Here is an 18,990-nt window from a genome sequence, read left to right on the forward strand (position 1 = left end):
ATGGGTGGGCGTCGGTTCTCGCTGGATTCTAACTGATGACCAAGAAATTCCGAATCGCCATTGCGGGTGCCAGTGGATATGCCGGCGCAGAGCTTGTTCGGCTCGCTGCAGGCCATCCCTATTTTACGATCACCGCAGTAACCTCTGAAAAGTCGGCGGGACAGTTGATCTCCTCGGTCTTCCCCAGCCTGAAGGGAATCGTGGAGCATCGATTCGAAGCCATGGAGCCGGCAGCGTTGGCGGAGCGAGCGGACGCCATTTTTCTGGCGCTTCCGCATACCAAATCTCAGGACGCCGTGGCGATCTGTCTCAAGGCCGGCAAACTGGTCGTTGACCTCAGCGCGGACTATCGGCTGAAGGACGTCGGCACCTATGAAAAATGGTATCAGGCTTCGCATGCGCATCCGCAGCTGTTGCAAGAAGCAGTGTATGGCTTGCCGGAACTCCATCGCGCCGCAATCGCCAAGGCGAAGTTGGTCGCCTCACCGGGATGTTATCCCACGGCGGCGGTCCTACAATTGGCCCCTCTCTTTGCTAAAGGACTCGTACAGCCCGGGACGGTTGTGATCGATGCAAAGTCCGGCGTGTCGGGCGCCGGTCGGAGTCCAGCTCTTGCCTATCATTTCCCCGAAGCGCATGAATCCTTGGAACCCTATAAAATTGGGCAACATCGTCATATTCCTGAAATCGAACAAGAACTTTCCGGATTCATGGATACAGCCGAACCCGTAACCGTGACATTCACGCCTCATCTTGTGCCGATGAATCGAGGCATCCTGAGTACGGCCTATTGCAAGTTGACGGAGCCGGTCGACCTTTCAGATCTTCGGAATCTGTACCGAGAGTTTTATAAGGGCGAACGGTTCGTCCGGTTCTACGAAGAGGGTGTTCCCAATCCTCGCTATATCAAGGGGACGAACTACTGCGACCTCGGTGTCTACACGGACGTGCGGACCGGACGGGTCGTAACCGTCGCTGCCGTCGACAATCTGGTTAAAGGAGCCGCCGGTCAAGCTATTCAAGCCATGAATCTGATGCTGGGTATTCCTGAAGATACCGGCCTTACGGCGCCGGGCAGTTATCCCTAGTCACAAGGCCCCGACGATCGCCGCCCTTAGCCCGCAACTCTAACCAAGAAATTATGATGAGACAAAAGCGCGTGGGTGTTACAGCACCGCTGGGATTCCGAGCAGCCGGTATGCATTGCGGGATCAAAAAGCCGGAGCTTCTCGATCTCGCCCTGTGCGTGTCCGATGTCAGCGGACCGATCGCCGGAGTCTTTACGAAGAATCGAGTCGCTGCCGCCCCGGTTCTCGTGGACCGACGCCATCTTCGGTCTCATCATGGACGGGCTATCATCGTCAACAGCGGCAATGCCAATGCTTGCACAGGAGAACAAGGACTGGTCGCGGCACAAGCCATGGCCGCAGCGGTGGCGCAGCAGCTTCGCACTCCGATTCAGCAGGTGTTTGTGGGGTCAACCGGCGTCATCGGTCGAGCGCTGCCGATTGATCGCATCACGGCGGCTATTCCGACCCTGATTTCACGCCTCAGTGTTCAGGGAGGCGGCCAAGCAGCTCAAGCGATTCTGACCACGGACCTGCGACCGAAAACGGTCGCTCTCCAATCCAAAATAGGCGGTCGCGTGATCACCATCGGGGGCATGGCCAAAGGTTCTGGAATGATCCATCCGAATATGGCGACCATGCTCGCGTATCTGACAACCGATGCAGCCATTGCTCCGCTCGCACTCCAGCGGGTGCTGAAATCCGCCGTCGATCAATCGTTCAACTGCATTACCGTGGACGGTGATACCAGCACGAACGACACCGTCCTCTGTCTAGCGAACGGTCTCGCCGAGAATCGGGCTCTCCAACAAGGCACCCGACCCTATCGCGACTTCGAACGCCTCTTAACCGAAGCCGCACAGACGTTGGCTCTCATGATTTGCCGTGATGGAGAAGGGGTCACCAAAGTCGTGAAGATTCTGGTCGAAGGGGCCTCGACGGCGGCGGCGGCGAAACGGGTGGCCGAAACCGTCGCGACATCCAATCTGGTCAAAACGGCCATGTTCGGCGAGGACGCGAATTGGGGAAGAGTCATGGCGGCCCTCGGCCGATCCGGTATTGCAATCGATCCGGGCAAAGTCACGGTACGCTTTGACGATGTCGTGATGGTGAAACGAGGGGTCGGACTGGGGCTTGAAGCCGAGAGCAAGATCGCTCAAGTCTTCAAGCGGAAAGAGTTTACCGTCGCCGTCCATCTCGGGCAGGGCGCGGCCTGCGCGCACATGTGGACCACGGATCTCTCGTATGATTATGTCCGCATTAATGCAAGTTATCGATCGTAGGTCGCAAGCCGCTTTGCAGCTTGAAACCTCCGCGGGACTATGGTAGCGTTCCCGGTCTGGGTCTGACAGGGGCCGATTCGCGGTAAATGGAACCGGTCCATTTCAATAAAATCACTATCAGCGTTAGGCACGCTGCACAGCTTGAGAATAAGGGAAGCGATTCCCTCGCCCTGATATTGGGCGCTCTGCAAGCTTGAAGGGAGGTGAAGGCATGGGAGTGGTGGCAATCAAAGAATTGTTGGAAGCCGGCGTTCATTTCGGGCACCAGACGAACCGCTGGAATCCCAAGATGAAAAAGTTTCTGTTCGGCGAGCGGAACGGGATCTATATCATCGACCTGCAACAAACCCTCGCACGGATGGAGCAAACCTATGCCTTCGTCCGAGATCTTGTCACAGCCGGAGAATCGATCCTGTTCGTCGGGACGAAGCGGCAGGCGGCGGAAATACTCGAAGAAGAAGCCAAGCGAGCCAATATGTTTTTCGTCAACCAGCGATGGCTGGGTGGGATGTTGACCAACTTCCAGACCATTCGACGCAGTATCGATAAGATGAAGAAGATGGAGACCACCCTCCTCAACCCCAGCGAGCACGGTCTCAAGAAGAAAGAGATCCTTCTTATGCAGAAGGATATCGCCAAGCTCCAAAAGTACTTGTCCGGCATCAAGAACATGCGCGGCCTTCCGGGAGCGGTGTTCATTCTCGATACGAGAATCGAGAAAATTGCCGTTCAGGAAGCGAAACGGCTCGATATCCCGGTCATCGCCATCTTGGACAGCAATTGCGACCCTGATGACATCACCTACCCGATTCCCGGAAATGACGACGCTATTCGCTCGATCAAGCTGATTACGTCCAAGATCGCGGATGCGTGCATTGAAGGCGCGCATGTGAGAGTCCAGCGTGAAGAAGCCGAGTTTCAATCGGCTCCCGCCGGCGGGGAAAAGAAACCAGGGATGCGCGTCGAAAGCGTTCCGGTTTCGTAAGGTAGTACGATCGATTCCATCAATGGCCCATCCTCATCGAACGTGTGAAGGAATAACGAATCATGGCAGGATCCAGTCAGCTCGTGAAAGAACTTCGGGAAAAGACAGGGGCAGGCATTCTGGATTGTCAGAAGGCCCTCACGGAGAACGGTGATGACGTCGAAAAAGCGGTCGACTATCTGCGGCAGAAAGGACTCGCGGCGGCGGCCAAGAAAGCCGGGCGCGAAACCAATCAAGGGCTGATTCATTCCTACATTCACATGGGTGGAAAGATCGGCGTCTTGGTCGAGGTCAATTGTGAGACCGACTTCGTCGCGCGCAACGAAGAGTTCAAAGCCTTCGTCAACGATCTCGCTCTTCAGATCGCCGCCGCAAAGCCTTCATTCGTCAAGCGCGAAGATGTTTCGCCTGCGGTCGTCGAGAAGGAGAAATCGATCTACGAGGGGCAGGCTAAGGAAATGGGCAAGCCTCCCGCCGCATGGCCCAAAATCATCGAAGGGAAACTCGAAAAGTTCTACCAGGAAAACTGCCTGCTGGAGCAGTCGTTCATCAAGGATCCGGCCGTCACCATCAAGGATTTGCTCGCCCAAAAGATCGCCAAGATCGGCGAGAACATGATTATCCGTCGGTTCACCCGCTATCAGTTAGGCGAAGCATGAGCTCAGCGAAATACCGCCGCCTCCTTCTGAAGGTCAGTGGGGAGATGTTGGCCGGTGAGCAGGGCTACGGCATCCAACCGTCTATTCTTGAAAACCTTGCCGAAGAAATCGCCTCCGTAGTCGCCCTTGAAATTCAAGTCGCCATCGTCATCGGCGGCGGCAATATTTTTCGAGGGATCGCAGCAAGCGCCGCCGGGATGGAACGGGCGTCTGCCGACTATATGGGAATGCTGGCGACCGTGCTCAACGCCCTGGCCCTCCAAAATGCGCTGGAACGGGCCGGGATCATAACCCGTGTTCAATCCGCCATCGAGATGCGCCAACTGGCCGAGGGGTACATCCGCCGAAGAGCCATCCGTCATCTTGAAAAGAACCGTGTGGTCATCTTTGCCGGCGGGACGGGAAACCCCTATTTTTCAACCGACACCGCCGCCGTGCTGCGCGCCATGGAGATCAGCGCTCAAGTGATCATGAAGGGCACGAAGGTGGATGGGATCTATGACGCCGATCCCGTCAACAACCCGTCGGCGAAGAAGTATGAGAAGATTTCTTTCTTGTCCATCCTGAATCAGAATCTCAAGGTCATGGATTCTACCGCCATCAGTCTGTGTATGGATAATAAATTGCCTCTTACCGTGTTCAATTTGAAAGTGAAAGGCAACTTTAAACGTGTGGCTATGGGCGAGCCGATCGGCACGTTGGTGACGCTCGGCGATCACTGACCCTAACACGAGGTGCTCTCATGTCCAATGCAGCCCCGGTTCGACAATCATTCATCGCCCGCATGGATCAGGCTCTCGAGCACCTGCGCAGAGATTTATCCGGCCTTCGCACCGGAAGAGCTTCCGTGGCCCTCTTCGACGGAGTCCGCGTCGACTATTATGGAACCATGACCCCGCTGAAGCAGGTTGCCAACATCGCCACCCCGGAAGCACGGCTGGTCACCATTCAACCCTGGGAACCGAAACTGATCAAAGAAATCGAGAAGGCCATATCCTCTTCCGGATTGGGTGTCACGCCGTCAAACGACGGGAAGTTGATTCGCGTCCCACTCCCACCGCTGACGGAAGAGCGCCGCAAAGAGTTGACCAAGGTGTGCAAGAAGCACGGCGAAGAAACGAAGGTACAGATTCGGAGCTTCCGGCGGGAAGCGAACGAAGAGTTGAAGAAACTCCAAAAGGATGCGAAGCTTACCGAGGATGAACTGCGCAAAGCCGAGCAGGACACTCAAAAGCTGATCGAGCAATACGGGCAAAAGATCGACGACGTGATCAAGAAAAAGGAACAGGAAATCATGGAAGTCTGAGTCCGGCTTCCTGATTCTCTCTTCATCGCGTGCCGATTCCTTCCACTTTCCAACCGACCGTTGCCACCATCGATCTGACGGCACTGGCCTATAACCTTTCTCAATTTCGGCGGATTCTTTCTCCTGGATGCAATGTCCTGGCGGTCGTCAAGGCTAACGCCTATGGCCATGGGGCGATTGAAGCGGCACACACGTTGATTCGGCATGGTGTCACTCGCCTTGCGGTCTTCTCGACCGACGAGGGAATCGAGCTTCGGCAGGCCGGCATCAATGTGTCGATTGTCGTTCTAGGCCCGGTTTTTAAAGAGCAATTTGGGGATCTCTTTACCCATCAACTCACTCCGGTGGTGAGCGATCTTTCCATGCTCTTGGCATTAGGCCAAGCTGCGGCTGCACGTGCCGTCCCCTACCCGATCCATCTCAAGATCGAGACCGGCATGGGTCGGTTGGGGCTGACGCAGGACGAACTGGAGACACTGGTCAACGCCCGTCAGTTCCCCGCTGCTCTACAGTTGGAAGGACTGATGTCTCATCTGGCCGATAGCGACGGTCTCGCCCCGGATGCGACCGAGGAACAGATCAACCGCTTCAGCCGAGCTCTGAAGGTCGTGGTTGGGGCAGGGTTCCGCGTTCCCCTCATTCACGTCTCCAATAGCTGTGGAGCCGTCCGTTTTCCTTCCGCCCACTTCACCCTCGTTCGTCCCGGTATCATGCTCTATGGATACCATACTCTTCCCCGTTCCGTTCAAGCTCCCGACCTCAAACCCGTTCTCTCACTCAGAACATGTATCGCGCAGATCCGAACCGTCCAGCCGGGAGGAACGGTCAGTTACAATCGGACCTTCACTGCAAAGAGCGTCACTCGAGTGGCCGTCCTTCCCATTGGGTACGCCGACGGGATCAGCCGACATCTCTCGAATCGAGGCCATGTGCTTATCCGAGGACAGCGGGCGCCCATCGTGGGATTGGTCTGCATGGATATGGTGATGGTGGATGTCACGACCATTCCGAGCGCCGCCGTCGGGGATGAAGTGGTGCTGATCGGGCAACAGGAGAACGAGCGGATCACAGCCAGTGATATTGCGGAATGGACCGGAACCATCTCTTACGAAGTGCTGTGCGCGATGAGTCCGAAGATTCCCAGACTCTACCTTTCCTCGTAAATACTTTTCTCACAACTCTTACGGTGTTTCGCGAAAACAAGTAGGAATTTAAGCGCGTAGGTTGGAAGCGTCACGGCTAGAAACTGACGCGGACGGAGAACCCGCCGGCGTGCAGCGTCGTATTGTACAATCCGTTCACCGCAGCGCGAAGCCCCGTATTCCCTGAAATCGTCCGCGGCTCATAGAGGAACGCCTGATACGAGAGGTCCACGCCGATAAGTTTTGCTTTGACCGATCCTATTCCCAAACCACCACAGGAGAATAATCCCAAGAACGACCCATTGCCTTTGCACTGCAGTCCAATGCCTGTTGAAATAACATGGAGATCGGCCGATGGCACTCCCGGATTGAAATTGAGATCCGGCACCTGTGCTTGCTGATTCGTATAGCCGCCCCGCACGGCTATCTCCCAGCCGGGCAACCGATCGACTTTGAGCCACCGATACTCGGTCCCGGCCAAAATGGCATACGTGCTTTTCCAGTTTTGCGGCTGAGGGATGATCATTCCGTTGGCCAGTCGGATATCCAGGTTTCGCACCGACTTCCAACCGACGTAATCCACATTCAACTCGAGCTTCCATTCGCGTTCCGTATCTCGAATCGGCCACAAGGCGATCCCGCCGGTAATGACCTGCGGCAACACCAGCGTTGTGGTGGCATCTTGGATTTTGACGCCATTGGCCATCAACGCTCCATCCAAATGAAGTGTCGCCTGGCTTCTATACACCACGGCCAGATTCGCAACCGGTTGTCCATCTCCATTTCGCAATGCCGTATACAACGCGCTGACGTTGAACCCGGGAGCCGTGTCTTTGCCGTGAAATTCCAGCTTACTCCCGGCGGGTGCCAATCCACCGGGTGAGACGGACTGCAATTCAGCATGACCCTCTCCAAAGAAACTCGCAAAGGTGTAGATGTCCGCTCCCGCTCCAATGGAGAAATCCGGATGGAGCTGGTATGCGAGCGTCGGCTTGATGTCGAACAACGGCAATGCGCTGAATGTTGAGATGGCCCGAAATGGACTGTCGTCAGGCCATCGCATGATCGACCCGAATGGAGTCGTGACTCCAATCCCTACCGTCAGCTTGCCAAACAGGGAGACACCAAGGTCCTGGAGATTCGCCGTGATATACCCATGACCCGGACCGGGCCATGCGAACGCACCATCATGATCTCCAACTGTCGTGACTCCACTCGGACTTCTGAAATCGGTTGTCCCTCCGACAAGGATTCCCCCCGCCATCATTTCCACACCACGAAGCTGCGTCATGCCGGCTGGGTTGTAATGGAGGGCGGATGCATTGTCGGCCTGGGCCGCGAAGGCATTGCCCATCCCCGACGCAGCCGCTCCCTGTCCATAGACACGGGGAACCTGGGCCGATACAGGGGAAGAACTACACACGATGATGACACAGGTGAGAAGGGCGAGCGCCCAACTCGGGTGAATTCGGACATCACTGAGGGTGAAGCGGCTTCGACACCCTTCAGGTCGTGTCCGATGACCGAGAGCGCGTGTCGTCTGCGGGTCACGCACGTTGGAACCAACGATCCATGGCCTGCTGAAGTTCGCCGGCATCGAACGGCTTGAGCAAGTAGGCTTGCGCCCCCATTCCAATCGCCTTGACCGCCAGTTCAAGGGATCCGGATGCCGTGATCATGATGATGGGGAGTTCCTGATTTGTCATGCGGACTCGTCGCAACACTTCCAAACCGTCGATCTGGCCGATCCCGATGTCAAGAATCATCCCATCGAATTTCTGCGTTTGCAGGGTGTCCAACGCCTGACGACCGTCGTACGCGGAATAGGTCAGGTATCCCCCTGCCCTCAACCGGTCATGAAGCAGTTGCTGAATGTCGGTGTCGTCGTCCACGACCAGGATCTGCCGGCCGACGAGATGCGATTCGAGCACAAGCGGCGTCTGAACCGCGTAGATCGGAATGGTGAAGGACAGTTCTGCGCCGCCGGTTGGGCGGTTGCGGGCCGTCACGTCCCCTCCTTGCAATTCCACCAACGTTTTCACGATGGAAAGTCCCAGTCCCAATCCCTTGGGTCCGGTGCGTTGGCCCTCCTGAATGCGGAAGAACGGGTCAAAAATCTTGTCAAGGTGCACGGGAGGGATGCCGGGGCCTGTATCGCGAACCAGCACGGTCGCTCTTCGGTGATTGGTCAGTTCGCAAGTAACCATGACGCTTCCACCGGCTGGAGTGAATTTGATGGCGTTTTGCACCAGATTCACCACGGTCTGAATCAAACGGTCCCGATCCGCCCAGACGACGATGTCGGAGTCGGTGCAACAGAATTCCAATGTTTGCTGTTTCACATGGGCGAGCGGTTTCAACTGTTCGATCACGTCGGCGAGGCAAGGTTCCAGGTCGACATTGGCGGGATGGATTTCCAAACGCCCGGTTTCGATCCGGGTGCGATCGAGGAGATCTTCTATCATACGCACCAGCCGATCCGAGTTCTCCGACATCCGCACGAGATAACGCTGCTGTTTCTCATTCAACGGCCCGGTCAGTCCGTCCAGCAAATTCTGGATGAATCCTTTGATGGACGTAAGCGGTGTTCTCAGTTCGTGTGACACGTGGGAGAGGAACTGCGCGCGCAGACGATCGGCTCGTTCCAGCGCTTCCGTGCGCTCCCGCACTTTGAGCTCCAAGCCCGCATTCCACTCTTCGATCTGCTGGTAGGCTGATGCGTTGTCCAGTGCGATGGAGACCTGACTCGCGACCGTCGTCATCAGCTCCAAATCGTCCTCAGTCACGCTTTGATTGTGGGAGCGATCGACCGTCAACATGCCCCACATGCAGTCTTTGGTCTTGATGGGCACCACGACCAGAGCCTTGGTTTTACTCAATTCGGCCAATCGCTGATTGAGCGGATGGAGACTGTGCCGTATCGATTCGATATCCTTGACCAGGAGCGGCCGTCCTTGCAAGACCACCATCCCCTCGGGACTCTCGGGATCATTGATTGGGATGCGGCAGGATCGAGCGAATGCTTCAACCTCCGGCGGCGCGCCGATGACACGGATGTGTTGAACGGTATTCTCTATGGGATCGAACATGGAGACCATGGCGCTGTTGTAGCTCAGTTCGTGCGTGAGCGCTTCCAATACTTGATGCAGCAACGCGTCTCGTTCAAAAGTCGAGTTGAACGAGAGTCCCGCTCGATGAAGCGCCGTGAGCTGGGCCACCTTTCGGCGTAACTCCACCCGCATCTGTTCTTGCTCCAAATAGGCCGCGCGCAATTCTTCATGGCGGGATTCGACGAAAGAGATCTGTTCCTGAATCAGGGCCTCGCGACGCTCGCTCTCACGGAGGAGCCGGCGGTTGACGATGATGCCGACCGCGAGGATAGGGCATACTCCCACCAGCAATACCTCGCCGAGGCTGACGTTCGGGTTGAAGATGCCGACCCCCGCCATAAGGGCGATCCCCGACAGACCTCCCCACAGGAACCACGTGAAATGCCGAGGCGCGTGAGTGGGGGGAATGACACGCCCGGTTGTCGCCGGATGGGCGCTGTGCTCACTCGTTATTTCGGCCGGTGCCGGCTCGCTCGGGAGAGTCGGTCGCGGTTGTTCCAGCGGCGACGTGGTCCGCCAGAATCGTTTTCGATGCCCCTTATCTTCCTGCCACCGAATGGTCCACTGGCACCACTCATCATCATTGCCGATGCAGGAGGTCTCCATCGCTTCCGCCTGAGAAAGGCCATGGATGCGATCAGCCATCGCGACCATGATACCTTGCGCGGATTGACACACCAGACAGGCACACCGTCTCCGGTAGGGCCCGAATTGGCGAAGCGTACGCTCGGTGAACTGCATCGCCACCACAGCGGTGCTGCTCGTGACTTCCACCACTCGGAATTCAACGGAGCCGGAGGTAAACTTATTCCCGAAGTAGGGAAACATCGTGTAGATCTGTGACAGGGAAAATGGCCGGGTCAGCGCCAACATGATTGGGGACACCTTTTCCGCCCCTGCCTTAAACGCGAAGCGCCGGTCTCCGGAGATCCGCTCGCAAAACTCATACAGGTAGGAGGTGAATTCGTACGAGTAGCTGTTCCAGGGATTCTTCAAAAATTCCGGCGTGACATGATAGACGGGATCTTTGATGCGATCATTCAAGAGACGGCACAACTCCTCCACGGCCTCTTTCCCCGCCGGTGCTCCCCGCTCAGACGCTACCAGCTTCTCCAGAAAGACGGTGACCGCTCGAATGCTGACCCCGCTGAGGTCTCTGATCGTCTGACCGTGTTCATCCAGCCCGAACGGGCGAAACACCATCGCGCCCTGCTCAAGAATCGTGTGATCCTTGGGCAAGAGCTCCATCGCCGGTAGGGATTTGGTCTCGACGCTCTCCGTCGCGCTGCTTGTCATGCCATTATTCTCTGAAACAACGTGAACATCGGAAGAAGGGCGGCTGGTTCGGAATGCGACCTATCTCAATGCCCGCCGAGAGACTGCGCATTTCACCCATAGTAATACCTCGTACGGGTTGCAGTATATAGACGAAGGAGAAAGTTTTCAACACAACGGCTCGCCTGCTTGTGACGGAGGAAGCGAGCACGCCTAAAGATGGGACAGAGATCTCAACATGCAGACCTTGCCCGAACGAGTCGGCCTTCTCGGCTTGCCTGAACGACGATGAGGCCTCACATCGCCCTATTGTTTGACCGGTCGTTTCAACGTCTTTTCGATGCTGGCGACTTTACTCTGGAGACGACCGGAATGGCCCTTTCGATAGTCGACTTTGATCGTGCAGGAGATACGGTTACAATCCTTCTTCATCCGCTCGTAGCATTGCTGCACGACGCCGAAGACCTCTTCCCATTCTCCCTCCAGGACCGTCCCCATCGGGTTCAAGCGATACGGCACTCCGCTCTTATCGATGATGTCGAGGGAACGGGCCACATATTTTCCGACACTTTCAGTCTTTCCCAACGGGGACATGCTGAATTCCAGTAGAACCATCATTGCTCCTATTGTTTTTCCATATCCGGTTGCGCGCTCGTGACCGCTTGAGATCGTCGTTCCAACCAGACTTTGGGGTACTGCACGCGGCCAAGCAAACGGAAACCGTCCAACGCGTCATGGAGAAGCGCGCGCCGTTTCTCGGCATCCGGCTCGTTCGCTTTGGCCTGTTCCCGCAATTGCCCGACCCACTCGACGAACTCGATGAACTGGGTATCGAGGACATGTTCCAGATCTTCCTTGATGAATCCGGAGAGGGCCGGCGCCACTCCGCTTGTACTGATCGCCACACGGACGTGTCCCGCCGCCACCACCGCCGGCATCGTGACACTGCTCGCTTCCGGATAGTCGACCGACCAGAGCAGCACGCGCTTCTCCCTGGCTTTGGCCGACAGCATCTGCGCGAAATCGCGCTCCCCTCGGAGCGTGTTGAGAATGAGAATGGCGTGTTCAAGGTCCGCGTCTCGAAAATGGCGGCCGCGATGGATGATCTTGCCCGAAGCCGCCAACTGACGCAGCGATTCGTTCAGCGTAGGGCTGATCACAGTCACACGCGCGCCGGAATCGAGCAGGCGTTGGGATTTTTCCGCCGCCTCCTCATCGCCGCCGATCACCAGGACCAGCCAGCCTTTTACGTCCAGGACAAGAGGAAAGCCAGGATTCGCAGCCATGATGGTACTCCCGTTTCGACTGAGGGGGCCAGTATCCGAGAATGTGCCTCGGCATGCAAGAGGCTTTTGGACGGAATGTCCCGACTCCACTTTTGATCGAGGCCTGGTTATAATGCGGCGCTCTCGATCGGGCGGGAGAGGTGAGGGCGAGGCTTCAAACTAGCAGGACGTGTGTGAAGACACGGGATGTGAAGCACAGATGATTCAGCCGGGAACGACCCTCACGTGTCGGCGGGATCCGCATCCAACTCCATGTTCCAGTACAGATAGTCACGCCAGCTTTCCGGCGTGTTGCGAATGCCGATGGTGATGGTAATGACGGGGCTCCACCGGGGTTTCACCGGCCGCTTTTTCAACCGCATGCCGGCTTCTTCCGGAGTCCGCCCGCTCTTACGATTGTTGCAGCGCCAGCAGGCGGTCACGATATTTTCCCATGTCTTTTTTCCGCCTTTGGCGATGGGCACGACATGGTCGAACGTCAGTTCTTCGGTTCGGAATCTGTGATTGCAGTATTGGCAACAGTAGCCGTCTCGCGTAAAAATATTGATACGGGAAAACTTGACCGCGCGATGACTGTCCTTCAACTTCACCAGCTTCAAGAGCCGCATCACGGCCGGAAGTTTGATCGACAGCGAGATCCCGTGGATCTCCCGGTCGTAGACCTCCAACACTTCGACTTTTCCTTGCCAGAGAAGCGCGATCGCTTTTTGCCAATGCACGACCCGCAGGGGTTCATAGGTCGCGTTCAGCAGGAGGGTCATTTCCATGCAGAAACCTCATCCCCATTCGGGCCTCCAAGAGGGTCGTGGAGCGTGTCCGCGGGGCAGGACTACTTGGTGATAGTTCTATGCCATAAGGTGGCTGTTAAATCAAGCAAGCGCCCATCTGATGCCGCATACGGCGGACCCCCGGAACGATGACCATGACGAACGATTTCGTCAAAGCAGCCTTCACGCACGAGATTCCACCCGGCACGGGACGAACCGTCGAAATCGACGGGATTTGGATTGCGCTCTTCAACGTGGACGGAATGTTTTATGCGGTCGACAACACCTGCCCCCACGCGGGCGGTCCGCTTGGGGAAGGAAAGCTCTGCGGACCCGTCGTCGAATGTCCCTGGCACGGCTGGAAATTCAGCGTCATGTCAGGCGAACGAGTCGGGAACTCCAACTTCCAAATCACCCGTTGTGAGGTGCGCATTCAAGGGAATGAAGTTCAGATCGCCATACCACCGGCGCTCAGAGAGCCGGTTTGAGACAGCTGCCGCACCGTCGATCGGAGAACATCGCTTTCCAGCACCGACAATCTAACTCTGTGACGGACCCGGTGGCGATGGAGCAGGTCGCTCATCGGCATCGGCCGCTTTCGGGGTCACGCCGTCCGCCGGCAACGAGGCGGCGTTGACCTTCTTGAGTTGAAGATGGGCATGCCAGATGAACTCCCGCTCGAACCATTGACCATGTACACCTTGATCGCGAAGTTGCACGCGGATTTCGTAGATATCGCCATCGACGTGCTTGACGCGCCATTCTCCGAGCCGAACCCCCTGCCCGCGTTCCTTCATCATACGGACATGTTCAGTCATGGCTTGCAAGATCGTGGGATGTCCGATCGCAGGATGGTTCTGCACCAAGGTCAAGGCTTCAGCCTCTTGCTGCCCTCTCGGTGGAGTCGCCGACGGCAACGTGGACCACGCATAGTACAGTCCGGCCAGCAGCAGAAGAAGGACGACCGCATAGTTGACGACACGCGCGCCGAGCGATCGGGAGATGGTGGCACTCTCAGTCATGACGGGCATTGTCTCCGTCGAAATGATTCATGTTCGGAAGCGTTCAGGTTAAAGCATCTTAGGAAGGCTCGGACATCATGTCAATGCACGCCCGACGCACGGGACGAAGGCCGCTTGTTTGGTGAAAAGCCGGTGTGTTACAAGTACCAACACAGGTTGTCACAGTCGGCGGCAGATGAGTCGAATGCATGAAGTTCTTCTTGTACGGCGATCTCCTCAATCCCTCACAACTTAAACGGCGTGCCCCGGAACACAGATTTCTGGGCCTCGCGACTCTGCCGGACCATACCGTCAAATTTTGCCGCTGGTCGGCGCAATGGCGGTGTGGGCTCGTCAGCATCGTGCCGTCCCAAGGTGAAAAGACCTGGGGTGGGCTGTTCGAACTGACGGATGAAGACGTGAAGATCATGGATCAGTTTGAACAGGATGTTCCGCAAGGCGCCTACCGGCACCTGCAAGTCACCGTCGCAACGGAGACCGGGGAAAAAGAACTGGTCACCACCTATGCGGCGAATCCGATCGGCAAGTTCAAACCGAAAGATCACTATCTGGACTGGGTGATCAAGGGCCTCAAACAGTGGAAGTTTCCGGAGGAAGTGATCCAGCAATGGGAGTGCTATCGGCCACGGTGATGCGCGATCACATGGCCGACAGCGTTCAGCGATGACTCGCGAACCAATTTCACGTGTGAGCCGACGGCTGATGCTGACAGCCGATCGCTCGATTGACTGAAGGAGACCTCATGCCAAAACCCCAATATCATATTCTCGTCTGCACCAATTCCCGTCCACCGGGCCATCCCAAACCATCATGCGGATCGGCGGGTGCCGCGCAGCTGCTCATGGCCTTCAATATGGGGCTGATGCAGCGGTCGGTTCCACCGGGCCAAGTGTTGGTGAGCGCGACAGGCTGCCTCGGCCCCTGCGAACAAGGCCCGACGGTCGTCGTATACCCGGACAACACCTGGTACTCCAAGGTGACCGAAGCCGACGTCGCCGCGATCCTCGATGAACATGTGGCGAAAGGAACCCCGGTCGCTCGACTGAATCCCGACGCAGCGTGGAAGTAATCAGCACATGACGGACGAGTCACGCCTTACATCCGACAGCGTGCGCAGAGGAGACTATTTGTTCGTGGAATTGACGGTTGATTTATCACCCGGCATTCCTGCATGTTCATCATAGCGCACACGATATGAGTGATCCCACCCATCACGAACACAAAGCCCAAGCACCTGGATCCATCGGGGCCATGGTGATCACGAGCAGCGATACCCGCACGCCGGACACCGACACCAGCGGCCGGCTGATTCACAAACTGCTCGAAGGACACGGCCATACCGTCGTCGCCTATCACATCGTCAAGGACGAGCCGGGACAGATTCAGTTTCGAATCGCCCAAGGGACGGTGAATGATGCAGTCCAGGCGATCATCATCAACGGCGGCACGGGAATCTCACGGCGTGATTCGACCTACGAAGCGGCCGCCGAAATGTTGGAGAAGCGGTTGGATGGATTCGGTGAAATCTTCCGCTATCTGACGTATCAGGAGATCGGTTCGCCGGCGATCATGACCCGCGCCCTCGCCGGCATCGTCAAGGGCCGCGTGCTCTTCTCCATCCCCGGCTCGGAGAATGCCGTCCGCCTGGCGATGGAAAAGCTCATTCTTCCAGAGCTTGGCCACCTGCTGCAGCAGCTCGCGAAATAGCCTGACAATCAACAGCTGCCCGTTTGAAACGCACCTTAGCGAGGAAGGACGCTCAAAACGGTTATCCCCGAGGCCGCAAGGAGTGTGAAGACTGAGGCGTATTCTTCTCACCCTCCCGCCCCGAGCTGCCAGATCAACTCTCTCCCGGTAGGGTACGTCGCAAGGACACACACGACTGAGAACAAAGTTGGTGGCCGTTTTCAGTGTCCGTTAGTCCTGAGTAATCTTCGGTTCGTCGTACGTCACGTCCGTCGAAATCTTCGATTGCGCGTAGCGCTTATAGTGCAGCAGCAGGTCGCGCACGGAGACGACGCCGGAGATCTCGCCGTTCTTGGTGACGCCGAGATGGCGCACGCCCAAGTCCGCCATCATGTCCTGCGCGTCATCGACCGATTGACTCCCCTCGATCGTGCAAATCGGAGCCGTCATGATCTTCTCGACGGTAAGTTTTCCCAGCGGCTTCCCGGTTGCCACGGCCCTCCGCACGATATCGGTATCCGTCACGATTCCCACCAATTTCTTGCCCTTTTTGACCAGCAGCGATCCTAGACGCGCCCGTAGCATCGTCTTGGCCGCGCTGGCGATCGAGGTCTTCGGCCCGATGGACTTTGGACGCTTGTTCGCAATCTGACTCACGGTAGCCATTCATTCCTCCCTATTAGATTCATCGTATCGCGATGGATTGCCGACATTCGCACTCCGGTATCGTTCAATCGAGCGTAGATTATCACGAATGGTCAGACACGTGCGAGGCTGTTTACACTCATGGCAGAATGTTCGTCACAAGATTCTGGTTGGCATAGCGAGACAGGTGCCGTGACCCGACAATCGAAACTTAGCAGACCAGCACGATCTTGCCGAAAAACTTCCGGCTGGCCATCAGCTCTTGCGCGGCACGAGCCTCCGGGAGCGGAAACGTACGATCGATCACGGAAATCAACCGCCCTTGCCCCATGAGCTCCGCGGCTTTCACCAGCTCCGCCCGCGTTCCCATATAGGAGCCCTTGATGGTCAACTGGCGGGAATAGACGTAGCGCAGATTCAACGTAACCTCGCCACCGGTCGTTGCGCCACACGTAACTAATCGCCCGCCTTTGGCGAGGGATTCGACACAGGTGTTCCATACCTCCGGTCCGATGTGTTCGACGACGACATCGACGCCCCGGCCTTCCGTCAGCAGCCGGACTCGTTCCGCCACATTCTCCTTGCCATGATGAATCACAGCATCGGCTCCCAAAATCACGGCCTTGGGAATCTTGTCATCGCTCCCGACCGTCGTCAGCACTCGCGCTCCGGCCAGCTTCGCCAGCTGCACGGCCATCATGCCGACACCGCTCCCCGCTCCCATCACGAGAATGGTTTCCCCATGCTGAAGTCCCGCCAATGCGAACAGCATATGCGAGGCCGTCACCGAGACCAGCGGGAACGCGGCGGCTTGCTGAAACGACAGATTCTCGGGTATCGGCAGCACATTCTGAAACGGAACCGCGACATACTCTGCATACCCGCCGTGCCTCATGGCTCCAAGAAGCCCATAAGTCCGGCACATATTGTCGCGGCCTGCCAGGCAATACTCGCATCTCCAGCAACTCATGCCGGGCGACACAAAGACCCGTGCCCCGCGAGCGACCCCTTCGACTTGGGCTCCTATTTCTTCGACCGTTCCGGAGACATCGGAACCAAGAACATGTGGGAAGGGAACGGTATAGGCAGGACTTCCCTGTCTCACCCAGATGTCGAGATGGTTCAGCGCGCAAGCCTGTACCCGAATCAAAACTTCCTGCGGCCCGATCTTCGGCATCGGCAGCTCGTCATACGAAAGCTTGTCCGCTCCACCATGCTCGCGAAACACCACAGCCTTCATCTCTCCACACCCTCCTCTTACATGAAGTTTTGAAACCACGGGACGGTCGAACGCACCGAGGACGGTATGATTGATCCTCGATTGCGCGCGTTGAACGAGCACCGCCCTTGACTTACATATATAAATGGAACTTGTGTGCCGCGTTCGGCGAGCAGGAGGACAACCATACCGGCCTCTCTAAATAGGCTCGGCCTGCCGTTTCAAAACTTCAATGTCCCCTCCACCACCATCACACACTGACCGCCCACCCTCACGCCCTGGATGACCTCGTCATCCGACTTCACCTGCACAAGAATCCTGGAAGGCCGATCGATCTCATACCCTTGCTCGATGAGCACGTCCGTGGTGGGTCCGACTTCCACCACGCCGTTCTGAACCAGATAGGCGCCCAGTGCTCCGCCGGCGCTCCCGGTGGCGGGGTCCTCCAGGATTCCGATCTTCGGCGCAAACATTCTCGCGTGGACGGAGGCGAACGATTCCACCGTCACCGTCGTGAAGACCAGGATGCCGTTGGCGCCGAAACGCTCGCAGATGTTGATGATGGCCGACGCATCGGGATTGATCGACCGTACGGCCGTCAACGTACGCACCGGCACGATCAAGACCGGCAACCCGGTCGATACGACTTGGATCGGCCATTTGGTGTCGACAATCACGTGCTTCGGCAAGCCGAGGGCACTTCCGACCAGATACACGTCGTCGATCGCATCGATGGGGTCGAGAAATTCCGGCTTGGGTTGCGACATGATGACTCGCACCACGCGGCCTTGCTCCGAGTGCAATTCCAGGGGAAACAGCCCGATGTTACATTCCTGCATCACGCGCGTGATGCCGTCTTGCATTGGGATTCGCTTCAAATGGGCCAATACGTAAAACGTGCCCAACACCGGATGACCGGCAAACGGAATTTCCTGCGTCGGGGTGAAAATGCGCAACCGCGCAACCGCGGCCGGGTCGGTCGGCGGGAAGACGAACACCGTCTCAGACAGATTCATCTCTCGCGCGATCTGTTGCAGCTCATCGTCGGTCAGACCGTCCGCATCGGGAAACACGGCGACAGGATTACCCCCAAACGGCTGAGCGGTGAAGACGTCTGCCTGATAGAATTTGAGAGACCGCTCTTCAGCCATGATCATTTCGGGAGCCGTTCACTGTTTCCCCTCCTTGGTGTTCATTTCGGATATCCTGACGACACAAAAAAACTATCGGCCTGATTTGACAGGTCGAATCCAATTTTGTCAGACTCGGCCCCGTGGACCACATGACCGAACAAGACATCGCCCACGCCCTGGAGGTTCTGGAACTCACCTTCCCCATCACCTCCGAAGACCTGGAGCGGGCGAGACGTGTGCAGCTGTATACCTGGAATCCTTCGCGCTATGCCGGCCTCACCAACAATCCTAAGACCTACATGCAGATGTTTCAGAAAGCCGAAGCCATGACTCGGACAATTGAAGCCGCCTACGCGTTGCTCTCGGCTGTCCTCGTCCCGGATGACGAACCCACCGCCCAGTAGC

The 18,990-nt window shown here is 57.0% G+C and carries 21 protein-coding genes; 12 read left to right on the top strand and 9 right to left on the bottom strand.

Annotated elements, in window-relative coordinates:
• Positions 1 to 35 precede the first annotated feature (35 nt).
• The 7 genes from H8K03_02385 to alr all read left to right on the top strand — a co-directional run bounded on the left by H8K03_02385 (position 36) and on the right by alr (position 6,463).
• Positions 36 to 1,088, top strand: coding sequence for an N-acetyl-gamma-glutamyl-phosphate reductase (locus H8K03_02385; GenBank protein UVT20789.1), 1,053 nt, complete (start codon positions 36 to 38; stop codon positions 1,086 to 1,088).
• 56 nt (positions 1,089 to 1,144) lie between these two features.
• On the top strand, positions 1,145 to 2,350 hold the full coding sequence (gene argJ / locus H8K03_02390) for a bifunctional glutamate N-acetyltransferase/amino-acid acetyltransferase ArgJ (protein UVT22353.1): 1,206 nt from the start codon (positions 1,145 to 1,147) through the stop codon (positions 2,348 to 2,350).
• A 211-nt stretch (positions 2,351 to 2,561) separates the two neighbouring features.
• Positions 2,562 to 3,335 carry a 30S ribosomal protein S2 gene (gene rpsB / locus H8K03_02395; protein ID UVT20790.1) on the top strand — a complete coding sequence of 258 codons (774 nt, stop codon included), beginning with the start codon at positions 2,562 to 2,564 and terminating at the stop codon, positions 3,333 to 3,335.
• Between the two features lie 62 nt (positions 3,336 to 3,397).
• On the top strand, positions 3,398 to 3,994 hold the full coding sequence (gene tsf, locus H8K03_02400; GenBank protein UVT20791.1) for a translation elongation factor Ts: 597 nt from the start codon (positions 3,398 to 3,400) through the stop codon (positions 3,992 to 3,994).
• Positions 3,991 to 4,716: a UMP kinase gene (locus H8K03_02405; protein ID UVT20792.1), complete on the top strand. Its 726-nt coding sequence runs from the start codon at positions 3,991 to 3,993 to the stop codon at positions 4,714 to 4,716. The genes tsf and H8K03_02405 overlap by 4 nt, the downstream gene beginning before the upstream one ends.
• A gap of 20 nt (positions 4,717 to 4,736) precedes the next feature.
• Positions 4,737 to 5,300: a ribosome recycling factor gene (gene frr / locus H8K03_02410; GenBank protein UVT20793.1), complete on the top strand. Its 564-nt coding sequence runs from the start codon at positions 4,737 to 4,739 to the stop codon at positions 5,298 to 5,300.
• Positions 5,301 to 5,329: 29 nt separating this feature from the next.
• The gene (alr, locus tag H8K03_02415) at positions 5,330 to 6,463 is read left to right on the top strand and encodes an alanine racemase (protein ID UVT20794.1); all 1,134 of its coding nucleotides are present in this window, start codon (positions 5,330 to 5,332) and stop codon (positions 6,461 to 6,463) included.
• 76 nt (positions 6,464 to 6,539) lie between these two features.
• Here alr and H8K03_02420 read toward each other — a convergent pair whose 3' ends face one another.
• The 5 genes from H8K03_02420 to H8K03_02440 form a co-directional block, all read right to left on the bottom strand.
• Positions 6,540 to 8,039 (bottom strand): outer membrane protein transport protein, encoded by a 1,500-nt coding sequence (locus H8K03_02420; protein UVT20795.1) that lies wholly within the window; start codon positions 8,037 to 8,039, stop codon positions 6,540 to 6,542.
• On the bottom strand, positions 7,990 to 10,848 hold the full coding sequence (locus tag H8K03_02425) for a response regulator (GenBank protein ID UVT20796.1): 2,859 nt from the start codon (positions 10,846 to 10,848) through the stop codon (positions 7,990 to 7,992). Before H8K03_02425 ends, H8K03_02420 begins: the two co-directional genes overlap by 50 nt.
• Positions 10,849 to 11,133: 285 nt before the next feature.
• Complete coding sequence (locus tag H8K03_02430) at positions 11,134 to 11,442, bottom strand: MTH1187 family thiamine-binding protein (GenBank protein UVT22354.1); 309 nt, start codon at positions 11,440 to 11,442, stop codon at positions 11,134 to 11,136.
• A gap of 8 nt (positions 11,443 to 11,450) precedes the next feature.
• Complete coding sequence (locus tag H8K03_02435) at positions 11,451 to 12,113, bottom strand: bifunctional precorrin-2 dehydrogenase/sirohydrochlorin ferrochelatase (GenBank protein UVT20797.1); 663 nt, start codon at positions 12,111 to 12,113, stop codon at positions 11,451 to 11,453.
• A 221-nt stretch (positions 12,114 to 12,334) separates the two neighbouring features.
• The gene (locus H8K03_02440; protein UVT20798.1) at positions 12,335 to 12,880 is read right to left on the bottom strand and encodes an HNH endonuclease; all 546 of its coding nucleotides are present in this window, start codon (positions 12,878 to 12,880) and stop codon (positions 12,335 to 12,337) included.
• A gap of 155 nt (positions 12,881 to 13,035) precedes the next feature.
• Between H8K03_02440 and H8K03_02445 the strand changes: the two genes are divergently transcribed.
• The gene (locus H8K03_02445; GenBank protein UVT20799.1) at positions 13,036 to 13,368 is read left to right on the top strand and encodes a Rieske 2Fe-2S domain-containing protein; all 333 of its coding nucleotides are present in this window, start codon (positions 13,036 to 13,038) and stop codon (positions 13,366 to 13,368) included.
• Positions 13,369 to 13,419: 51 nt separating this feature from the next.
• Here H8K03_02445 and H8K03_02450 read toward each other — a convergent pair whose 3' ends face one another.
• Positions 13,420 to 13,902, bottom strand: a complete 483-nt coding sequence (locus H8K03_02450; protein ID UVT20800.1) for a hypothetical protein — start codon at positions 13,900 to 13,902, stop codon at positions 13,420 to 13,422.
• A 188-nt stretch (positions 13,903 to 14,090) separates the two neighbouring features.
• On the opposite strand from H8K03_02450, the gene H8K03_02455 reads away from it, so the two are divergent.
• The 3 genes from H8K03_02455 (at position 14,091) to H8K03_02465 (ending at position 15,609) form a co-directional block, all read left to right on the top strand.
• The gene (locus H8K03_02455; GenBank protein UVT20801.1) at positions 14,091 to 14,534 is read left to right on the top strand and encodes a gamma-glutamylcyclotransferase; all 444 of its coding nucleotides are present in this window, start codon (positions 14,091 to 14,093) and stop codon (positions 14,532 to 14,534) included.
• A 110-nt stretch (positions 14,535 to 14,644) separates the two neighbouring features.
• Positions 14,645 to 14,971, top strand: coding sequence for a (2Fe-2S) ferredoxin domain-containing protein (locus H8K03_02460; GenBank protein UVT20802.1), 327 nt, complete (start codon positions 14,645 to 14,647; stop codon positions 14,969 to 14,971).
• Positions 14,972 to 15,096: 125 nt separating this feature from the next.
• Complete coding sequence (locus H8K03_02465; GenBank protein ID UVT20803.1) at positions 15,097 to 15,609, top strand: MogA/MoaB family molybdenum cofactor biosynthesis protein; 513 nt, start codon at positions 15,097 to 15,099, stop codon at positions 15,607 to 15,609.
• 210 nt (positions 15,610 to 15,819) lie between these two features.
• Here the strand turns inward: H8K03_02465 and H8K03_02470 are convergent, their stop codons facing one another.
• The 3 genes from H8K03_02470 to H8K03_02480 all read right to left on the bottom strand — a co-directional run bounded on the left by H8K03_02470 (position 15,820) and on the right by H8K03_02480 (position 18,603).
• A complete protein-coding gene (locus tag H8K03_02470; GenBank protein ID UVT20804.1) occupies positions 15,820 to 16,254 on the bottom strand; it encodes a CBS domain-containing protein in 435 nt (144 codons plus the stop codon).
• Positions 16,255 to 16,444: 190 nt separating this feature from the next.
• Positions 16,445 to 17,473, bottom strand: a complete 1,029-nt coding sequence (locus H8K03_02475; protein ID UVT20805.1) for a zinc-binding dehydrogenase — start codon at positions 17,471 to 17,473, stop codon at positions 16,445 to 16,447.
• A gap of 200 nt (positions 17,474 to 17,673) precedes the next feature.
• On the bottom strand, positions 17,674 to 18,603 hold the full coding sequence (locus H8K03_02480; protein ID UVT20806.1) for a PhzF family phenazine biosynthesis protein: 930 nt from the start codon (positions 18,601 to 18,603) through the stop codon (positions 17,674 to 17,676).
• Positions 18,604 to 18,734: 131 nt separating this feature from the next.
• Between H8K03_02480 and H8K03_02485 the strand changes: the two genes are divergently transcribed.
• Entirely contained in the window at positions 18,735 to 18,989 is a 255-nt protein-coding gene (locus H8K03_02485; GenBank protein UVT20807.1) for a hypothetical protein, read from the top strand.
• Position 18,990 lies beyond the last annotated feature (1 nt).

This window comes from Nitrospira sp. (genome assembly GCA_024760545.1).
Classification (GTDB): Bacteria; Nitrospirota; Nitrospiria; order Nitrospirales; family Nitrospiraceae; genus Nitrospira_D.